This is a genomic window from Luethyella okanaganae (genome assembly GCF_042660285.1).
GTDB lineage: Bacteria > Actinomycetota > Actinomycetes > Actinomycetales > Microbacteriaceae > Luethyella > Luethyella okanaganae.
Map to the genome: position 1 here is coordinate 203,664 of NZ_JBHSTP010000001.1, position 15,530 is coordinate 219,193.

Genomic DNA, 15,530 nt, shown 5'->3' on the forward strand with positions numbered 1-15,530 from the left:
CGCCGTAGGCAGAAGCGTCCACCTACCGGGACGCGAAAGGAGGGACCCATGAACACGATTCGTTCGATCGGCCGGCGTCTGCTGCGACGGCTCGCGGGAGAACGCGGCGCGGCGACAGCGGAGTACGCGGTCGCCACGATGGCGGCTGTCGGATTCGCCGGCCTGCTCGTCGTCATCCTTCGGGGTGACGAGGTGCGGGCTATGCTGACGGATCTCGTGCGCAATGCGCTCACCGTCGGATGACGGGCCTGCTCCGTGGCGAGGTGGGTTCACGTCGACGATTGCGCGGGAGGCGACGGGCACGAGAGCGGATGCCACCGCGACCGTGGCAGCGTCACAGCCGAGTTCGCCGCGGTCGTTCCTGCCGTCATGATCGTGCTCGCGCTCTGTCTCGGCTCGGTGCAGATCGTCGGCCAGCAGGTGCGCCTCGTGGACACGGCGGCCGACGCTGCACGTGCCCTCGCGCGTGGCGACGGGCCGGGCCGGGTGGCGGCTCTGGTGCTGCGAGCGGTCCCAGGAGCCATGCTCGACCAGGTCCGCGACGGCGAGTTCGTGTGTGCCCGCCTCTCGGCTCCGGTCGCCTTCGCGCCGCTTGCAGCAGCAGGGCTGACAGTGAGCGGATCGTCCTGTGCTCTCGCGGGAGGTCTCTGATGAGGGGGCCGTCGGGCGCTCGCCCGTCGCATGCGACCCGGCCGAGTGCTACCGGCCGGCGGCGATACCGGGTTCGCGTCGGCGAGGAGCGGGGATCCGGTTCGATCCTCGCCGTCGCTGTCTTAGCCGCGGTGATGGCGCTCACCGTACTCACGATCCCGGTGCTCGCCGTTCTCGTCGTGACCCAGACGATCGCGAACGCGGCAGACGCGGCGGCGCTCGCCGCCGCGGATGTCGCGTCAGGTGTCGTTCCCGGGGTCGCATGCGCGGCTGCCGGGCAGGCGACCGCACTCAACGGTGCAACCCTCGAGAGCTGCGAGATATCCGGTGCCGTAGCGGAGGTCGAGGTCTCCGGGAGCTGGCTGGACATGACTGTCAGGGCGAGAGCGCGTGCCGGTCCGCCCGTGGGTCCTTGAGTTGGCGGCCGGGAGCCGCCGATCGTCGTCGGCCGGGGCCTCTCAGTCGACGATGGCCTCGCGGTAACGGTAGTCGACTGCGCTTGGGCGCTCCCCGCTGGCGTCTCCGAACTCGATGCCGGAGCCGCGCACGTAGAGATATCGCTTGGTGCCGGACTCGGCAGGAATCTCGAGTCGGGGTTGTGGATCGCCCGAGTCGAGAAACGAGGTGGTGATGGTCTTGCCCTCGAGCGGCCCGTCGGTGAGTTTCGCGGTGTAGGTTCCTGCGGTAGACGTGTCCATATGAGCCATTCTCCTCCGCACGCCGAGAACCGCAAGGCTTGACCCGGCGTACGCGCGCATGCCGTAATTAGGCACGAACTCGATGTCTATGTGTATGGTGTGCCTTGGCGGGCCGCTCAGGCCGTCGATCGCACAGTGCATGCATCCGCTCGGGGCGCGAAGAGGCTGCACACGCTCAAGAGAACATAAGAGGAGTCTGGTGCCAGGCACGAAGAAACTGGTCATCGTCGAGTCGCCGACGAAGATGAAGTCGATTGCCCAGTACCTGGGCGACGGATACGAGGTGCTGTCATCCGTTGGTCACATTCGCGATCTCATCGAGCCCAAGAACCTGCCGCAGGAACTCAAGAAAGGCTCGCTCGGGAAGTTCTCCGTCGATGTCGAGAACGGCTTCGAGCCCTACTACGTGGTGTCCGACGCCAAGAAGAAGACGGTCTCGGAGCTCAAGCGCGCGCTCAAGGACGCCGATGAGCTCCTGCTCGCAACCGATGAGGATCGCGAGGGAGAGGCGATCGCGTGGCACTTGCTGCAGGTGCTCCAACCCAAGGTCCCGGTGCGGCGCATGGTGTTCCACGAGATCACCAAGGATGCGATCCTCGCCGCGAAGGACAACACCCGCGAGCTCGACACCGCCCTCGTCGACGCGCAGGAGACCCGGCGTATCCTCGACCGGCTGTACGGCTACGAGGTGTCGCCCGTGCTCTGGCGCAAGGTCGGCCCTGGTCTGTCGGCCGGGCGGGTGCAGTCCGCGGCGACCCGCCTGGTGGTCGACCGCGAACGTGAACGCCTTGCCTTCACCGCGGCAGGATACTGGGGTCTCACCGCTCGGTTGAGCACCGAGATCGGCACGGCGACCCCTGCTCCCGCAACGGGCTTCGACGCGCGTCTCACCCGTCTGGGGGGCGAACGCATCGCGAGCGGCCGAGACTTCGACGACAGCGGTTCGCTCAAGTCCGGTGCGATCGTGCTCGACGAGGCCGCGGCCCGGGCGTTGACCGCAGCGTTGCGCGAGCCGGGCGTCGACCTCACCGTCGCCAAAGTCGAGTCGAAGCCGTATTCGCGTCGTCCCGCCGCGCCGTTCACGACCTCGACCTTGCAGCAGGAGGCCGCTCGCAAGCTGCGCTTCTCGGCTAAGCAGACCATGAGCGTCGCCCAGTCGCTCTACGAGAACGGCTACATCACCTATATGCGCACCGATTCGCTTTCTCTCTCTCAGCAGGCGATCGCCGCGGCCCGTGCGCAGGCCACGGCGCTCTACGGAGCCGACACCATCCCGGACAAGCCGAGGCTCTACAGCGGCAAGAGCAAGAACGCGCAGGAGGCGCACGAGGCCATCCGGCCGTCTGGCGACACCTTCCGCACCCCGGCATCCCTCTCGTCGACGCTGCGAGGCAACGATTTCAAGCTCTACGACCTCATCTGGAAGCGCACGGTCGCCTCGCAGATGGCGGATGCCAAGGGCTCGACTGCTTCGGTGACGATCGTCGCCGGGCCGACCGGAGAGTCGCAGCACCCGGCAGCCTCGAAAGCGCTCGCCGAGTTCTCGGCCAGCGGTACCGTGATCACCTTCCGCGGGTTCCTGCACGCTTACGAGGAGAGCCGCGACGAAGAGCGCAACGCGAGCAACGAACCCACGGAGTCGAAGCTCCCGCCGCTCACTCAAGGACAGGAACTCGTTTTCGCCGAGCTTGAAGCGAACGGTCACGAGACCACCCCGCCGCCGCGTTTCACCGAAGCGAGTCTCGTCAAACGGCTGGAAGAGCTCGGCATCGGGCGTCCGTCGACCTTCGCGTCGATCATCTCGACGATCGTCGACCGTGGCTACGTCACGCCACGCGGCCAGGCCCTCGTGCCCAATTGGATCGCGTTCTCGGTCGTCCGATTGCTCGAGGACTATTTCGGGGACCTCGTCGAATACGATTTCACCGCAGAGATGGAGGGCGACCTCGACCACATCGCCGCAGGCGAGGCCGACCGAGTCGACTGGCTGAACAGCTTCTATTTCGGGTCGGACAAGCACAAAGGCTTGCGTCAGGTCATCGACAATCTCGGTGAGATCGACGCGCGCAGCATCAACTCGATCCCCATCGCCGGCGACATCACTCTGCGTATCGGCAAGTACGGCCCCTATCTGGAGACCGTCGTGCCGGGTGCCGCCGCAGACGCGGTGCCGCGCCGGGTCAACATCCCGCCGGCGCTGGCGCCGGACGAGCTCACCGAGGCCAAGGCCCGGGAGCTCATCGACGCCCCCGTCGTCACCGATCGGGTCATCGGCATCAACCCGGCCAACGGCAAGCGGATCGTCGCCAAAGACGGCCGGTTCGGCCCATACGTCACCGAGCTCGAGCCGGAGCCGGAGGCGGTGGAGGCGAGTCCACCGGCCGCTGACCCGGCGACGGGCGAGATCGTCGACGTCGTCGAGGCTCCTGCCGGAAAGAAGGCTCCTGCCAGGAAGAAGACGGGGACGAAGAAGACGGCGACGGTCAAGCCACGTACAGCGTCGCTCTTCACCTCGATGGATCTCGCGGCGATCGACCTCGACACGGCTTTGCGGCTGCTCGACCTTCCCCGGGTCGTCGGACAGGATCCGGAGAGCGGAGAGAACATCACCGCTCAGAACGGCAAGTTCGGACCGTACCTCAAGAGGGCCGCGGATACGCGGTCGCTCACGAGCGAGGATCAGATCTTCGACATCGACCTCGCGGGTGCAGTCGAGTTGTTCGCGCAGCCGAAGTATGGCGCACGTCGTGCGTCGAGCGCGCTCAAGGAGTTCGACGCCGACCCGGTCAGCGGCAAGCCGATCAAGGTCAAGGACGGCCGTTTCGGCGCCTATGTCACCGATGGCGTGACCAACGCCACGATCCCGAAGAGCGAGACGGTCGAGGAGATCACCTTCGAACGCGCCGTGGAACTGTTGCAGATCAAGCGTGACAAAGGGCCGGCCGTGAAGAAGCCCGCTGCCAAGAAGGCTGCCACGAAGAAACCGGCCGCGAGGGCGAGCACGACGACCTCCGCCACCCGCTCGACGGCGGCGAAGAAGGCGGCGGCCACCCGGGCGGCGAACAAGGCCGCGGCCGAAGCGGGAGCGGCGGAGTGACCGACGCTCCCGATCGCGCATCCGGACTGTTCATCACCTTCGAGGGCGGAGATGGTTCCGGCAAGTCCACCCAGGCGGAGCTGCTCACCGCCTGGCTCGGCGAGCGGGGCCGCGCCGTCTTGCGTACCCGGGAGCCTGGCGGTACGGACGTCGGTCACGAGATCCGCGAGATCGTGCTGCATCATCGCGGCGACATCACGCCGCGTGCCGAGGCGCTGCTCTACGCGGCCGACCGTGCGCACCACATCGCGACCGTGGTGCGCCCTGCGCTCGATCGCGGCGAGGTCGTGATCCAGGACCGTTACCTTGACTCCTCCGTCGCCTACCAGGGCACCGGCCGGGTGCTCGGCGCCGACGAGGTGCGCAAGCTGTCCCTCTGGGCCGCGAAGGGACTGCTGCCCGATCTCACCGTGCTGCTCGACCTCGACGAGGTCGTCGCCCGAGGGCGCCTCAACGCGGCGCGCACGCGCTATGACAGGCTCGAGGCCGAGAAAGGCGAGTTTCACGCGCGAGTGCGTGCCGCCTACCTTGAACTCGCCGCGGCCGAGCCCGGGCGTTTTCTCGTTGTGGATGCCGCTGCTCCGGTGGAGCAGATCGCCGAGCGGATTCGCACCCGCGTCACGGCGGTTCTCGGCTAGCCCGCTCTTCCTCTCCCCACCTCGCTTCCTTTTTCGGGCGGCTCGATCTCGATGTGAAGCGGAGAGAGGAGTGCGGTGACGGACGGACAGGGGTGTCGGCCGTGAGCGATAGCCTTGATCCATGGCTGTGTGGGACGAATTGACGGGACAGGCCGATGCCATCGCCGTCTTCCGCGCCGCAGCCTCGGCGCCCGGCATCGAGGCATCCGGCATGCGCATGCCCCCAGGCGCAGCCGACCGACCGGATGTCGCATCCGCCCAAGACAATCGCATGACCCATTCCTGGCTCATCACCGGCCCACCGGGCTCTGGCCGTTCGAATCTCGCATACGCCTTCGCTACCGCCCTGCTGAGCGGTAACCCTGACGGCGATGAGGCGACCCGGCGGCAGGTGGATGCCCGCACCCATCCCGACCTTCAGGTGCTCACCACCGAGGGCGTCATCATCAAGATCGCCGACGTGCGTGAGACGGTCAGACGTTCCCACTACTCCCCGTCTGTTGGGCGCTATCGCGTGATCGTGGTCGAAGACGCCGATCGCATGGTCGAGCATGCCTCGAACGTGCTGCTCAAAGAGCTTGAGGAGCCGCCGGAGCGCACGGTATGGATACTCTGCGCCCCCAGCGAGGCGGATCTGCTGCCGACCATCCGATCCCGGGTTCGCAGCGTACGGTTGCGCGTTCCCGACGTTGACGAGGTCGCTGAGCTGCTCGTCAGGCGAGACGCCGTGTCCGCGGGGGTCGCCGAGCGGGCCGCGCGTGAAGCGCAGAGCCACATCGGCATGGCGCATCGCCTGGCGACGAGTGCCGAAGCCAGGGAACGACGTCAGGAGACACTCCTCGCCGCGCTCGGAATCCACACGGTCTCCGATGCTGTGAACGCCGCTGCCCGGATGCTTGCCATCGCGGGAGACGACGCCAGATCGGTCACGGAGGAGCGCGATGCCGTTGAGCGTGAGAACACCTTGCGCTCGCTCGGCGTCGAGCCGGGGCAAGCGATCCCGGCCGCGCTGCGCAGCCAGATCAAGATGCTCGAGGACGATCAGAAACGTCGAGCGAAGCGCAGCCTCAACGACGGCATCGACCGCATTCTCGTCGATCTCTCCTCGCTTTTTCGTGACGTGATCATGCTGCAACTCGGTCGCAGGGACTCGGTGATCAACCGGGAGCTTACGGCTAGACTGGAGGCCGTGAGCTCTTCCAGCTCACCGGCAGAGACGCTGGTGACACTGGAAGCGATCACGATCGCACGGCGCAGGATCGAGTCGAACGTCGCACCGACGCTCGCGCTTGAGGCTATGCTCGTGACGTTCAGACGCAGCTAACCGAAGGAACCCTTTGACCGGCGCAAAGATGCGCACACGTTTCCAGATGCTTGCCGTCTGGGCCGGAGCGCTCGCACTCACCCTCGTTCTCTCCGGCTGCGTCACCATGTTCCTGCCGCAGAAGCCCGCCAACACCTCGAAGCCGACGGGCGAGTCGGTCGCAGCAGAGCTCGAGCCGTTCTACAACCAGGTGCTCGCGTGGAGCGATTGCGGCGCAGGTATGCAGTGCGCCACGGCGAAGGCCCCACTCGACTGGGCGGACCCCGGAGCGGCGGAGATCGAGATCGCCCTTGTGCGGCATCCGGCAACCGGTGACAAGATCGGCTCCTTGCTCGTGAATCCGGGCGGCCCGGGCGGCTCCGGATACGACTTCATCAAAGATTCGGCCGACTATGCGACCGATGCGAAGCTGCAGGAGCGTTTCGACATCGTGGGTTTCGACCCGCGAGGCGTCGGCCGATCCTCCGCGGTGAAATGCTATGAGCCCGCGCAGATGGACGACTACCTCTATGGTTTGGCTACAGCCACGCGGGGCACCGATGAGTGGATCGCAGAGCTGGAGGTCTCGGCCAAGGACTTCGCCAAGGCCTGTGACACGAACACGGGAGCGCTTCTCGGCAACGTCGATACCAGGAGCGCGGCACGCGACCTCGATGTGCTGCGTGCCGCGCTCGGCGACAAGAAACTCAGCTATCTCGGTTACTCCTACGGCACTCTTCTCGGAGCGGTCTACGCCGACCTTTTCCCCGACAAGGTCGGCCGGCTCGTGCTCGACGGCGCCATCGACCCGTCGGCGGGCAATTTCGAGGTGACAAAGCTGCAGGCGGAGGGCTTTGAGAGCGCGCTGCGCGCCTATCTCAAGGATTGCCTTGCCAAATCCGGCTGTCCGTTCGACGGGTCGGTCGATGATGGCATGGGTACCATCCGTGCCCTCCTGCACTCCGTCGACGTAAGCCCGATCCGCAGCGACGACGGACGCCAGCTCGGTTCGAGCGCCCTGCTGACCGCGATCATCTATCCGCTCTACGACGCGACCACGTGGTCGTATCTGAGCGACTTGTTCGTGAGCGTGATGGCTGGAAAGGCCGAGTACGCTTTCCAGATCGCCGACGACTACAACGGACGCAACGCCGACGGCAGCTACAGGGACAACTCGACCGCGGCGTTCATGGCCGTCAACTGCACCGACTACGCCTACGACGACGACCCGGCCAAGATGCGAGCGGAAGCGGCCGAGATCGAAGCGGCGGCGCCGGTCATCGGCACGTACATGACTTTCTTCGACATCGGCTGTGCGAATTGGCCGTATGCGTTCACTGGTGAGCGTGGCCAGATCCACGCCAAGGGCGCCGCCCCCATTCTCGTGATCGGCACGACGAACGACCCGGCGACCCCGTACGTCTGGGCGCAGGCGCTGGCTGACCAGCTCGAGAGCGGACACCTCGTCAGCTACGAAGGCGACGGCCACACGGCGTACAACAAATCCAATCCCTGTGTGAACGACACCGTCGACGACTACCTCATCAACGGGTCGGTGCCGGGCAGTGATCCGAAGTGCTGATGGTGCTTCGTCGGGCGGTATCCGCACGGGCTCAGCACTCTTCGTGTGCAACTTTGCAGCGTTTGCAATAATTGAGGTATGGTCCTGTACAGCGCCGGCGTCAGCATGGAACCCGGATTGCGCGAGCGCAAGCGCATCGCGACTCGCCGTGCCATTCAGCACGCGGTGCTGACCCTCACCGCAGAGCGCGGCATCGACAAGGTCACGGTCGAGGACGTCAGTCGTCTCGCCGACATCTCGCCGCGCACCTTCTTCAACTACTTCGCGTCGAAGGACGCCGCCCTCATCGGTGACGTCCCGCATCTTCCCGACGATGATGCGGTCGAGGCGTTCGTGCACGCCGGCCCCGACGGCGCGATCCTCGTCGAGATCGGCGAGCTCTTCGCGACAGCGGCGAGCTCGGTCGAGGAGGATCGCGAGATCCACCTGCTGCGACATAGCGTGCTGCGCGACAATCCGCATCTGTTCGGCTTGCGCATGGCTTCCGTGCGCGACTTCGAGGCTGCGCTGCATGAGATCGTCGAGCGGCGGCTCACCGCCGACGCCCCCGATGTGGCCGCCGACCGGAAAGCCCTCTTCGAACGTGCGTCTCTCATCGCCATGCTCGCCTTCGCCACGATGCGTCACGCGTGGCGTTGCTGGGCGGACACCGACGAACTCGACCCGCTCTCCGAACGGGTGCGCGCCTCATTCGCGCAGCTGCACGAAATCCTTCACGAGACCGGCTAAGCTTTGTTGCTGTGCCATTCGCCGGCCCGGTGAGGACCGTCAGGAATGCCACGCCGCCTTAGCTCAGTCGGCAGAGCGTCTCACTCGTAATGAGAAGGTCGTGGGTTCGATTCCCACAGGCGGCTCCAATTCGCGGAACCGTCTGCCTGGTGCCGGTAGTCTCGTCATATGACGACGTCACTGCGCTGGGGCATCCTCGCAACGGGCGGAATCGCCCACGCATTCACGAAAGACCTCGTGCTCCATGGATTCGTCGTGCAGGCGGTCGGATCGCGTTCGCAGGACTCCGCCGATGCGTTCGCCGCTGAGTACGGCATCCCGGCGGCGTATGGAAGCTACGAGACGCTCGTCGCAGACCCCGAGGTCGACATCGTCTACGTCTCGACGCCGCATCCGTTCCACGCCGAATATGCGATGCTCGCCCTGAACGCGGGCAAACACGTGCTCGTCGAGAAGTCTTTCACCGTCAACGCGGCCCAAGCCCGTGCGGTCGTGACCCTGGCGGAGTCGAAGGGTCTGCTCGTCTTGGAGGCGATGTGGACGCGATTTCTGCCGCACATGGTGCGCATTCGTGAGATCCTCGCCGCCGGCACTCTTGGCGAGGTGCATACGCTCATTGCAGACCATACCCAGGATCTACCGGACGATCCGGCTCATCGCGTCAACGCGCTCGGACTCGGCGGGGGTGCCCTTCTCGACCTGGCTATTTACCCCATCTCCTTCGCCTCCTCGCTTTTCGGCTGCCCCGAGACCATCCAGGCCAGCGCGACCTTCAAGGAAACGGGGGCTGATGCCCAGGTGGCGACGATCTTTCGCTACCCCGGCGGACAGATCGTCTCGACCCTCTCCGCCAGCGACACGCGAGGTCCGAACGTCGCTACCGTGCTCGGCACGGAAGGACGCATCGACATCGACTCCGTCTGGTATTGCCCGACGACCTTCAGGGTCTATGACGCGGCCGGTGCCGTCGTCGAGTCGTTCGAGTCGGAGGTCGTCGGCCGGGGTATGCAGTTCCAGGCGGCCGAGGCTGAGCGTCTCGTCGCCGACGGTGCGATCTCGAGCGACATCCTGCCGACGTCGGAATCGATTCAGATCATGGAGACCCTCGATGCGATCAGGGCACAGATCGGACTGCGCTACCCCGGGGAATAGCCGCCAGGATCGGGTCCACGGCGCGTTCAGGCGGTGTCGCGTAAAATATCGGGGGTGCACGAACAGGATGAAGCGGCGGCACCCGCGGGAATCGAACCCGCAGGCGGCGCCGTGTCGAACCCGGAACCCAGGGCCGGCGGCGTTGCGGGGCTCGTCCGCAGGCATCCGACAGCCTGGTCGATCGCGGCCGGTGCGCTCGTGTTCGCCCTTCTCGGCACCGGGGCCCTTTTCGCCGGAAGCGCCGCCGGATCGCCCGGCCCGGCACCCGTCGCCGTGTCGACTCCGAGTGCCGCCGCCCCGGTAGCACATCGTCCCGCTCCCTCCGCGATTCCCGCGGCGAGCAAACTGCGCAGCTGCTCCGTCGCCGAACTCGCCGCCGACTCGCGGCTCGCCAGCTTTCAGGCTCAGGTCGTCAGTGCGGCATCCGGCGAGGTGCTCTTCGACCGGGGCGGAGCGATTCCGTCGCGCGCGGCGAGCGTCCTCAAGGTGCTCACCTCGGCGGCGGCTCTGAGCGTGCTCGGGCCGGGCTATCGCGCTACGACGACGGTCGTGAAGGGCGTCGAACCCGGATCCGTCGTTCTGGTCGGCGGCGGCGATATCACGCTGTCGCGCACGCCGAGTGGCGATGAATCCGTCTATGCGGGCGCCGCGCACCTCGACGACCTCGCCGGCCAGGTACGAGCCGCCTGGAACGCCGACCCGTCGAACCCGCCGTTGACCGCCCTCATCCTGGACGCGTCGCTCTTCGGCGGCGATGAATGGCAGCCGAGCTGGAACCGCAAGGAACTGAGCGACGGCTACATGCCGCCGATCACTGCGCTGCAGACCGACGGCGATCGCGACAATCCCTATAAGAACACATCGGCACGCAGCGACGACCCGATCGGTCGCGCCGGCGGCGCCTTCGCCGAGGCGCTCGGCGGAGGCGTGTCGGTCCAGCGGGGAACGGCGCCGGCCGGTGCCGCCCAACTCGGCGCGGTCTCCTCTCAGCCGGTCTCCACTCTCATCCAGCAGTCGCTCATCGTCTCAGACAACGCGATCGCCGAGATGCTCGCCCGGCTCGTCGCGGTGAAGTTGGGAACGGGCAACTCCTTCGACGCATTGCAGACGGCGATCATCGGAGGCCTGCAGCCCTACGGTATCGACACCTCGGGAATCGTCGTCGCCGACGGCTCCGGCCTGAGCGACGACAACGCGGTGCCGCCGTCGTATCTCACCAGGTTCTTCATCAAGGTCAATGCGCGCGAAGGCGACCTCGGCATCATCTTCGACGGGCTCCCGATCGCCGGCGAGACCGGATCGCTGTCGTACAGCGACCGGTTCACGGGTGACAGCTCGGTGGCAGATGGATCGGTCTTCGCCAAGACCGGATGGATCGACACCGGCTATACCCTGGCCGGGATCGTGCATGCGCAGGACGGCACCGTGCTCACCTTCGCCGTGTACGCGCTCGGCGATGTGAGCGACGATGCGAAGACCGCGATCGACGCCATCACTGCTGGGTTCTACCGTTGTGGGGACAATCTCTCCAATAATTGAGGTGAGGCCGCAAGTAATTGAGGTGAGGCCGCAAGGAGGCAATCGTGACCAGGGCGCTGTTCATCATCGACGTACAGAACGATTTCACCGAGGGGGGTGCTCTCGGGGTCGACGGCGGGGCGGCCGTCGCCGCCGGCGTCAGCGAACTGCTGGCACGGCATCCTGGCGCCTATGACTACGTGTTCGCCTCGCGCGACTGGCATGACGGCGACAACGACAACGGCGGTCACTTCGCCACGGATATCGCCCCCGACTTCGTCGACACCTGGCCGGCGCATTGCATCGCAGGCACCCCAGGTGCCGAGTACCACCCGGCGTTCGAAACGTCCGGCGTTACCTTCCACGTTCGCAAGGGGCAGGGCAAGCCCGCCTACTCGATCTTCGAAGGCGTGACCGAGGACGGCAGAACCGTTCAGGAGTTGCTCACGGAGCACGGCGTGACCGAGATCGACGTCGCCGGCATCGCGACGGACTATTGCGTGCGGGCGAGTGCGCTGGACGCGCTGGAGCACGGCCAGCGCGTTCGCGTGCTGAGCGACCTCATAGCCGGGGTCGCCGTGGAGTCCTCTGACGCAGCCCTCGCGGAACTCGGCCACGCCGGGGCCGAGATCGTCCGCTCCGATGCGGGGCAGGGTGCCTGAAGATGCCCCTTTACGCCGAGAGCGCCGACGGCGTGCTCATCGCCTACGACGTCCACGGCGGGGCAACGGCGGTCGGGGAGCATCCGCCCATCGTCCTCATCCACGGTTTCGCATCGACGGCCGCCGTCACATGGGAGAGTACCGGTTGGGTGAGGGCGCTGACGGATGCCGGCCGCGTCGTCGTCACGCTCGATCTCAGGGGTCATGGTCGTAGCGACAAGCCGCACCGGGCCGACGAGTTCGCTCCGACGCTCCTCGGCGCAGATGTGCGTGCCGTGCTCGATTCCGCTGGAGCCGACGTCGTCGACGTCGTCGCCTACTCGATGGGGTGCCGGGTGGCATCGGCCTTCGTAGAACTCGCCCAGGATCGGGTGCGCAGGGTCGTGCTCGGCGGAGCCGGGCCTGTCGAGCTGTTCGCGACATGGGACCTCGCCGAGGTGCGCGGCCTGTTGCTGAGCGACGAGCCGCCGATGAACCCGCTCGTGCAGGCCGTTCTCGGTGCGGCGCTTGCCGCAGGCGCCGATCGCGAGTCGATGCTGGCCTGCGTCGAGGGCGTGTCCGGTGCGCCATTGATCATGCCGGCCGGGATCCCTGTTCTCTTCGTCGCGGGTGAGGAGGACCCGGTGACGCGGGGGACCCAGGGACTTGCGCTCGATTGGGGCGTCGACTACGTGTCGATCCCCGGCCGCGACCACATCAACACACTCACGGCGCGTGCGTTCAAAGACGCCGTTGTCGGCTTTCTCGGCTGACACGTCTCGCGCTCGCCGCCATGTCGCGATATCCGCTACCGGTGCGCGACCGCTGTCGGCGTGCCGGTAGCAGTCGTGCGCGCAAGCGGCTCGTGGGCGGCCGAGAGCGCTAGAGGGTGTTGCCGAGCTTGAAGCCGTGATCGCTGTCGCCCTTGCGGGTGTAGGAGAAGCCGTCGGCACCGATCGTCACCGCCATCTCGCTCGGGTCGTCGCGCTCGACGACCTTCTGCGGGTTGCCGTCGAGGTCGAGCACGAACGAGGCCTCGGTGTACCAGCTCGGCACGACCGGGTTGCCCCACCAGTCGCGGCGCTGGTTGTCGTGCACGTCCCAGGTGACGACGGGGTTGTCGGGGTCCCCGGTGTAGTAGTCCTGCGTGTAGATCTCGACACGGTGGCCGTCGGGGTCGCGCAAGTACAGATAGAACGCGTTCGAGACGCCGTGACGACCGGGGCCGCGCTCGATGGTGTCCGATTTGCGCAGGGCGCCGAGCTTGTCGCAGATGTGGATGATGTTGTGCTTCTCATGTGTCGAGAACGCGACGTGATGCATCCGCGGGCCGTTGCCGCCGGTGAGTGCCGTATCGTGCACGGTAGACTTTCGGCGCATCCACGCGGCATAGGTGACGCCTTGATCGTCCTGGATGTCCTCGGTCACGCGGAAGCCCAGATCCTCCAGGTAGCTGCGACCCCGCGGGACGTCGGGCGTGACCTGGTTGAAGTGGTCCAGGCGCACGAGGGCGCCTGCGCCGTAGAGGTCGTAACGCCAGGCCAGGCGCTCGACGTGCTCGACGGCGTAGAAGAACTCGTAGGGGAAGCCCAGCGGATCCTCGACGCGCACGGAGTCTCCGACGCCTTTCGCAAAGCCCTCTGAGCGACGCTCGACACGACAGCCGAGCTCTCGGTAGTAGGCCTCGGCCACATCGACGTCCTCCGGCGTGCGCACCCGGTAGGAGAATGCGGCGACGGCGGCGACGGGACCCTTGCGCAGCACGAGGTTGTGGTGGATGAACTCCTCGAACGCTCGCAGGTAGATCGCGTTCTCGTCCTCCTCGGTGACGACGAGTCCGAGGATGTCGACATAGAACTCGCGTGAGGCGGCGAGGTCGGTGACGACGAGCTCCATAGAGGCGCAGCGCAGGATGTCGGGCGGAGCGATCGATGGGGTAGGGATGGGGGTGGTGGTGCTCATGGTGTCTCCTCGATGAGATTCAAGTGCGGTTCAGGATGCAAACCAGGCCGGGTTGCCGTTAGTTGGCGCCGAAGCGGGCCGTGTGCACGTGGCCGAGGGTGATGTGCACGGCCTGCTGGTCGGTGTAGAAGTCGATCGAACGGTAGCCGCCCTCGTGGCCGAGTCCGGAGGCCTTCACCCCTCCGAACGGAGTGCGTAGATCCCGGACGTTGTGCGAGTTGAGCCACACCATGCCGGCGTCGACCGACTGCGCGAAGGTGTGGGCGCGGTGGAGGTCGTTGGTCCAGAGGTAGGCGGCGAGGCCGTACTTCACGCCGTTGGCGAGGCTGAGCGCCTCTTCGTCGGTGTCGAAGGGGGTGATGGCGACGACCGGGCCGAAGATCTCCTCCTGGAAGATGCGGGCACCGGGTGCGACATCCGCGAACACCGTCGGAGCAACGTAGTTGCCGTCGGGCAGACCCTCCGGACGACCGCCGCCGGCGAGGAGCCTGCCCTCGCTCTTGCCGAGTTCGACATAGCTCATGACCTTGGCGTAGTGCTCGGGGTGCACGAGCGCTCCGACCTCGGTCTTCGGGTCGTGCGGGTCGCCGACGACGATGCGCTGGGCCCGCGTGGCGTATCGGGAGCAGAAGTCGTCGTAGATCGAGCGCTCCACCAGGATGCGACTTCCTGCGGTGCAGCGTTCTCCGTTCAGCGAGAACACGCCGAATAGCGTGGAGTCGATCGCGGCGTCGAGGTCTGCGTCGGCGAACACCACGGCGGGCGACTTGCCGCCGAGCTCCATGGACATGCCCTTGAGGTTGGCCGCGCAGTTGCGGTAGATGGTCTGGCCGGTCGTGGTCTCGCCGGTGAAGGAGATGAGGGGAACGTCAGGATGCTTCACGAGCGCGTCGCCGGCTTCCTCGCCGATGCCGTTAACGAGGTTGAACACGCCGTCTGGTAGCCCGGCCTCGCGGAAGATCCCCGCCCACAAGCTCGCCGAGAGCGGTGTGAACTCTGCCGGCTTGAGCACGACGGTGCATCCGGAGGCGAGCGCCGGGGCGAGTTTCCAGCTCTCGAGCATGAACGGGGTGTTCCACGGGGTGATCAGACCGGCGACGCCGACCGGTTTCCGGTTGACGTAGTTCATCTGCGCTCCAGGCACCTTGTAGGTGTCGTCGGCTTGGGCGACGATGAGATCGGCGAAGAAGCGGAAGTTCTCGGCCGCGCGCTGCGCCTGCCCGAGTGCCTGGGTGATCGGCAGGCCGGTGTCGAAGGTCTCGAGTTCGGCGAGCCGCGCGTCCTGCGCCTCGACGGCATCGGCGATGCGATTCAGGATGCGGGCACGGTCACGCGGCTTCATGCGCGGCCACAGCCCGCTGTCGAATGCCTCCTTGGCTGCGGTGACGGCGAGATCGACGTCCTCCTGCTGACCGGCCGCCGCCGTCGCGTAGTTCTCATTCGACACGGGGTCGAGAACGTCGAAGGTCTTGCCGGAGACGCTGTCGACGAAGCGACCGCCGATGAAGTGCTGGATGTGCGTCGGTAGTTCGTCGGGAATGTAGTGACCCATAGGGGTT

General features: G+C 66.4%; 15 protein-coding genes and 1 tRNA gene. 13 read left to right on the top strand and 3 right to left on the bottom strand.

Going from position 1 to position 15,530, the window contains the following annotated elements; genetic code table 11:
• The first annotated feature begins 48 nt into the window (after positions 1-48).
• Genes ACFQB0_RS00940 through ACFQB0_RS00950 form a run of 3 tightly spaced genes read left to right on the top strand, consistent with a single transcriptional unit; the run spans position 49 to position 1,067 of the window.
• A complete protein-coding gene (locus tag ACFQB0_RS00940) occupies positions 49-243 on the top strand; it encodes a DUF4244 domain-containing protein (protein ID WP_386726406.1) in 195 nt (64 codons plus the stop codon).
• Between the two features lie 12 nt (positions 244-255).
• Positions 256-651, top strand: a complete 396-nt coding sequence (locus ACFQB0_RS00945; RefSeq protein WP_386726409.1) for a TadE family type IV pilus minor pilin — start codon at positions 256-258, stop codon at positions 649-651.
• Positions 651-1,067 carry an Rv3654c family TadE-like protein gene (locus ACFQB0_RS00950; RefSeq protein ID WP_386726411.1) on the top strand — a complete coding sequence of 139 codons (417 nt, stop codon included), beginning with the start codon at positions 651-653 and terminating at the stop codon, positions 1,065-1,067. The genes ACFQB0_RS00945 and ACFQB0_RS00950 overlap by 1 nt, the downstream gene beginning before the upstream one ends.
• Before the next feature lie 42 nt (positions 1,068-1,109).
• On the opposite strand, the gene ACFQB0_RS00955 is transcribed toward ACFQB0_RS00950, so the two are convergent.
• A complete protein-coding gene (locus tag ACFQB0_RS00955) occupies positions 1,110-1,349 on the bottom strand; it encodes a hypothetical protein (RefSeq protein ID WP_386726413.1) in 240 nt (79 codons plus the stop codon).
• Positions 1,350-1,548: 199 nt separating this feature from the next.
• Between ACFQB0_RS00955 and topA the strand changes: the two genes are divergently transcribed.
• From topA to ACFQB0_RS01005, 10 genes are all read left to right on the top strand, one after another.
• A complete protein-coding gene (gene topA, locus ACFQB0_RS00960; RefSeq protein WP_386726416.1) occupies positions 1,549-4,446 on the top strand; it encodes a type I DNA topoisomerase in 2,898 nt (965 codons plus the stop codon).
• Complete coding sequence (gene tmk / locus ACFQB0_RS00965) at positions 4,443-5,084, top strand: dTMP kinase (protein ID WP_386726419.1); 642 nt, start codon at positions 4,443-4,445, stop codon at positions 5,082-5,084. Before topA ends, tmk begins: the two co-directional genes overlap by 4 nt.
• Positions 5,085-5,205: 121 nt before the next feature.
• A complete protein-coding gene (locus tag ACFQB0_RS00970) occupies positions 5,206-6,408 on the top strand; it encodes a DNA polymerase III subunit delta' (RefSeq protein ID WP_386726421.1) in 1,203 nt (400 codons plus the stop codon).
• Between the two features lie 13 nt (positions 6,409-6,421).
• Positions 6,422-7,969 (top strand): alpha/beta hydrolase, encoded by a 1,548-nt coding sequence (locus ACFQB0_RS00975; RefSeq protein ID WP_386726424.1) that lies wholly within the window; start codon positions 6,422-6,424, stop codon positions 7,967-7,969.
• Positions 7,970-8,047: 78 nt separating this feature from the next.
• A complete protein-coding gene (locus tag ACFQB0_RS00980; protein WP_386726426.1) occupies positions 8,048-8,698 on the top strand; it encodes a TetR/AcrR family transcriptional regulator in 651 nt (216 codons plus the stop codon).
• Positions 8,699-8,750: 52 nt separating this feature from the next.
• A tRNA-Thr gene (locus ACFQB0_RS00985) sits at positions 8,751-8,826 on the top strand.
• 40 nt (positions 8,827-8,866) lie between these two features.
• The gene (locus tag ACFQB0_RS00990) at positions 8,867-9,850 is read left to right on the top strand and encodes a Gfo/Idh/MocA family protein (protein ID WP_386726429.1); all 984 of its coding nucleotides are present in this window, start codon (positions 8,867-8,869) and stop codon (positions 9,848-9,850) included.
• 54 nt (positions 9,851-9,904) lie between these two features.
• A complete protein-coding gene (locus ACFQB0_RS00995; RefSeq protein ID WP_386726431.1) occupies positions 9,905-11,389 on the top strand; it encodes a D-alanyl-D-alanine carboxypeptidase/D-alanyl-D-alanine-endopeptidase in 1,485 nt (494 codons plus the stop codon).
• Positions 11,390-11,433: 44 nt separating this feature from the next.
• The gene (locus tag ACFQB0_RS01000) at positions 11,434-12,030 is read left to right on the top strand and encodes an isochorismatase family protein (RefSeq protein WP_386726434.1); all 597 of its coding nucleotides are present in this window, start codon (positions 11,434-11,436) and stop codon (positions 12,028-12,030) included.
• A 2-nt stretch (positions 12,031-12,032) separates the two neighbouring features.
• Positions 12,033-12,782 carry an alpha/beta fold hydrolase gene (locus tag ACFQB0_RS01005; RefSeq protein ID WP_386726437.1) on the top strand — a complete coding sequence of 250 codons (750 nt, stop codon included), beginning with the start codon at positions 12,033-12,035 and terminating at the stop codon, positions 12,780-12,782.
• A gap of 109 nt (positions 12,783-12,891) precedes the next feature.
• Here the strand turns inward: ACFQB0_RS01005 and hpaD are convergent, their stop codons facing one another.
• Positions 12,892-13,971 carry a 3,4-dihydroxyphenylacetate 2,3-dioxygenase gene (gene hpaD / locus ACFQB0_RS01010; protein ID WP_386726439.1) on the bottom strand — a complete coding sequence of 360 codons (1,080 nt, stop codon included), beginning with the start codon at positions 13,969-13,971 and terminating at the stop codon, positions 12,892-12,894.
• A gap of 58 nt (positions 13,972-14,029) precedes the next feature.
• Entirely contained in the window at positions 14,030-15,523 is a 1,494-nt protein-coding gene (gene hpaE, locus ACFQB0_RS01015; RefSeq protein WP_386726442.1) for a 5-carboxymethyl-2-hydroxymuconate semialdehyde dehydrogenase, read from the bottom strand.
• Between the last annotated feature and the right edge of the window lie 7 nt (positions 15,524-15,530).

Bases quoted from the DNA above. Each gene is read 5' to 3' on its own strand.
- ACFQB0_RS00940 (WP_386726406.1), top strand. From the start codon at position 49: ATGAACACGATTCGTTCGATCGGCCGGCGTCTGCTGCGACGGCTCGCG.
- ACFQB0_RS00950 (WP_386726411.1), top strand. From the start codon at position 651: ATGAGGGGGCCGTCGGGCGCTCGCCCGTCGCATGCGACCCGGCCGAGT.
- ACFQB0_RS00955 (WP_386726413.1), bottom strand. From the start codon at position 1,349: ATGGACACGTCTACCGCAGGAACCTACACCGCGAAACTCACCGACGGG.
- ACFQB0_RS00970 (WP_386726421.1), top strand. From the start codon at position 5,206: ATGGCTGTGTGGGACGAATTGACGGGACAGGCCGATGCCATCGCCGTC.
- ACFQB0_RS00980 (WP_386726426.1), top strand. From the start codon at position 8,048: ATGGTCCTGTACAGCGCCGGCGTCAGCATGGAACCCGGATTGCGCGAG.
- ACFQB0_RS00990 (WP_386726429.1), top strand. From the start codon at position 8,867: ATGACGACGTCACTGCGCTGGGGCATCCTCGCAACGGGCGGAATCGCC.
- ACFQB0_RS01005 (WP_386726437.1), top strand. From the start codon at position 12,033: ATGCCCCTTTACGCCGAGAGCGCCGACGGCGTGCTCATCGCCTACGAC.
- hpaD (WP_386726439.1), bottom strand. From the start codon at position 13,971: ATGAGCACCACCACCCCCATCCCTACCCCATCGATCGCTCCGCCCGAC.
- hpaE (WP_386726442.1), bottom strand. From the start codon at position 15,523: ATGGGTCACTACATTCCCGACGAACTACCGACGCACATCCAGCACTTC.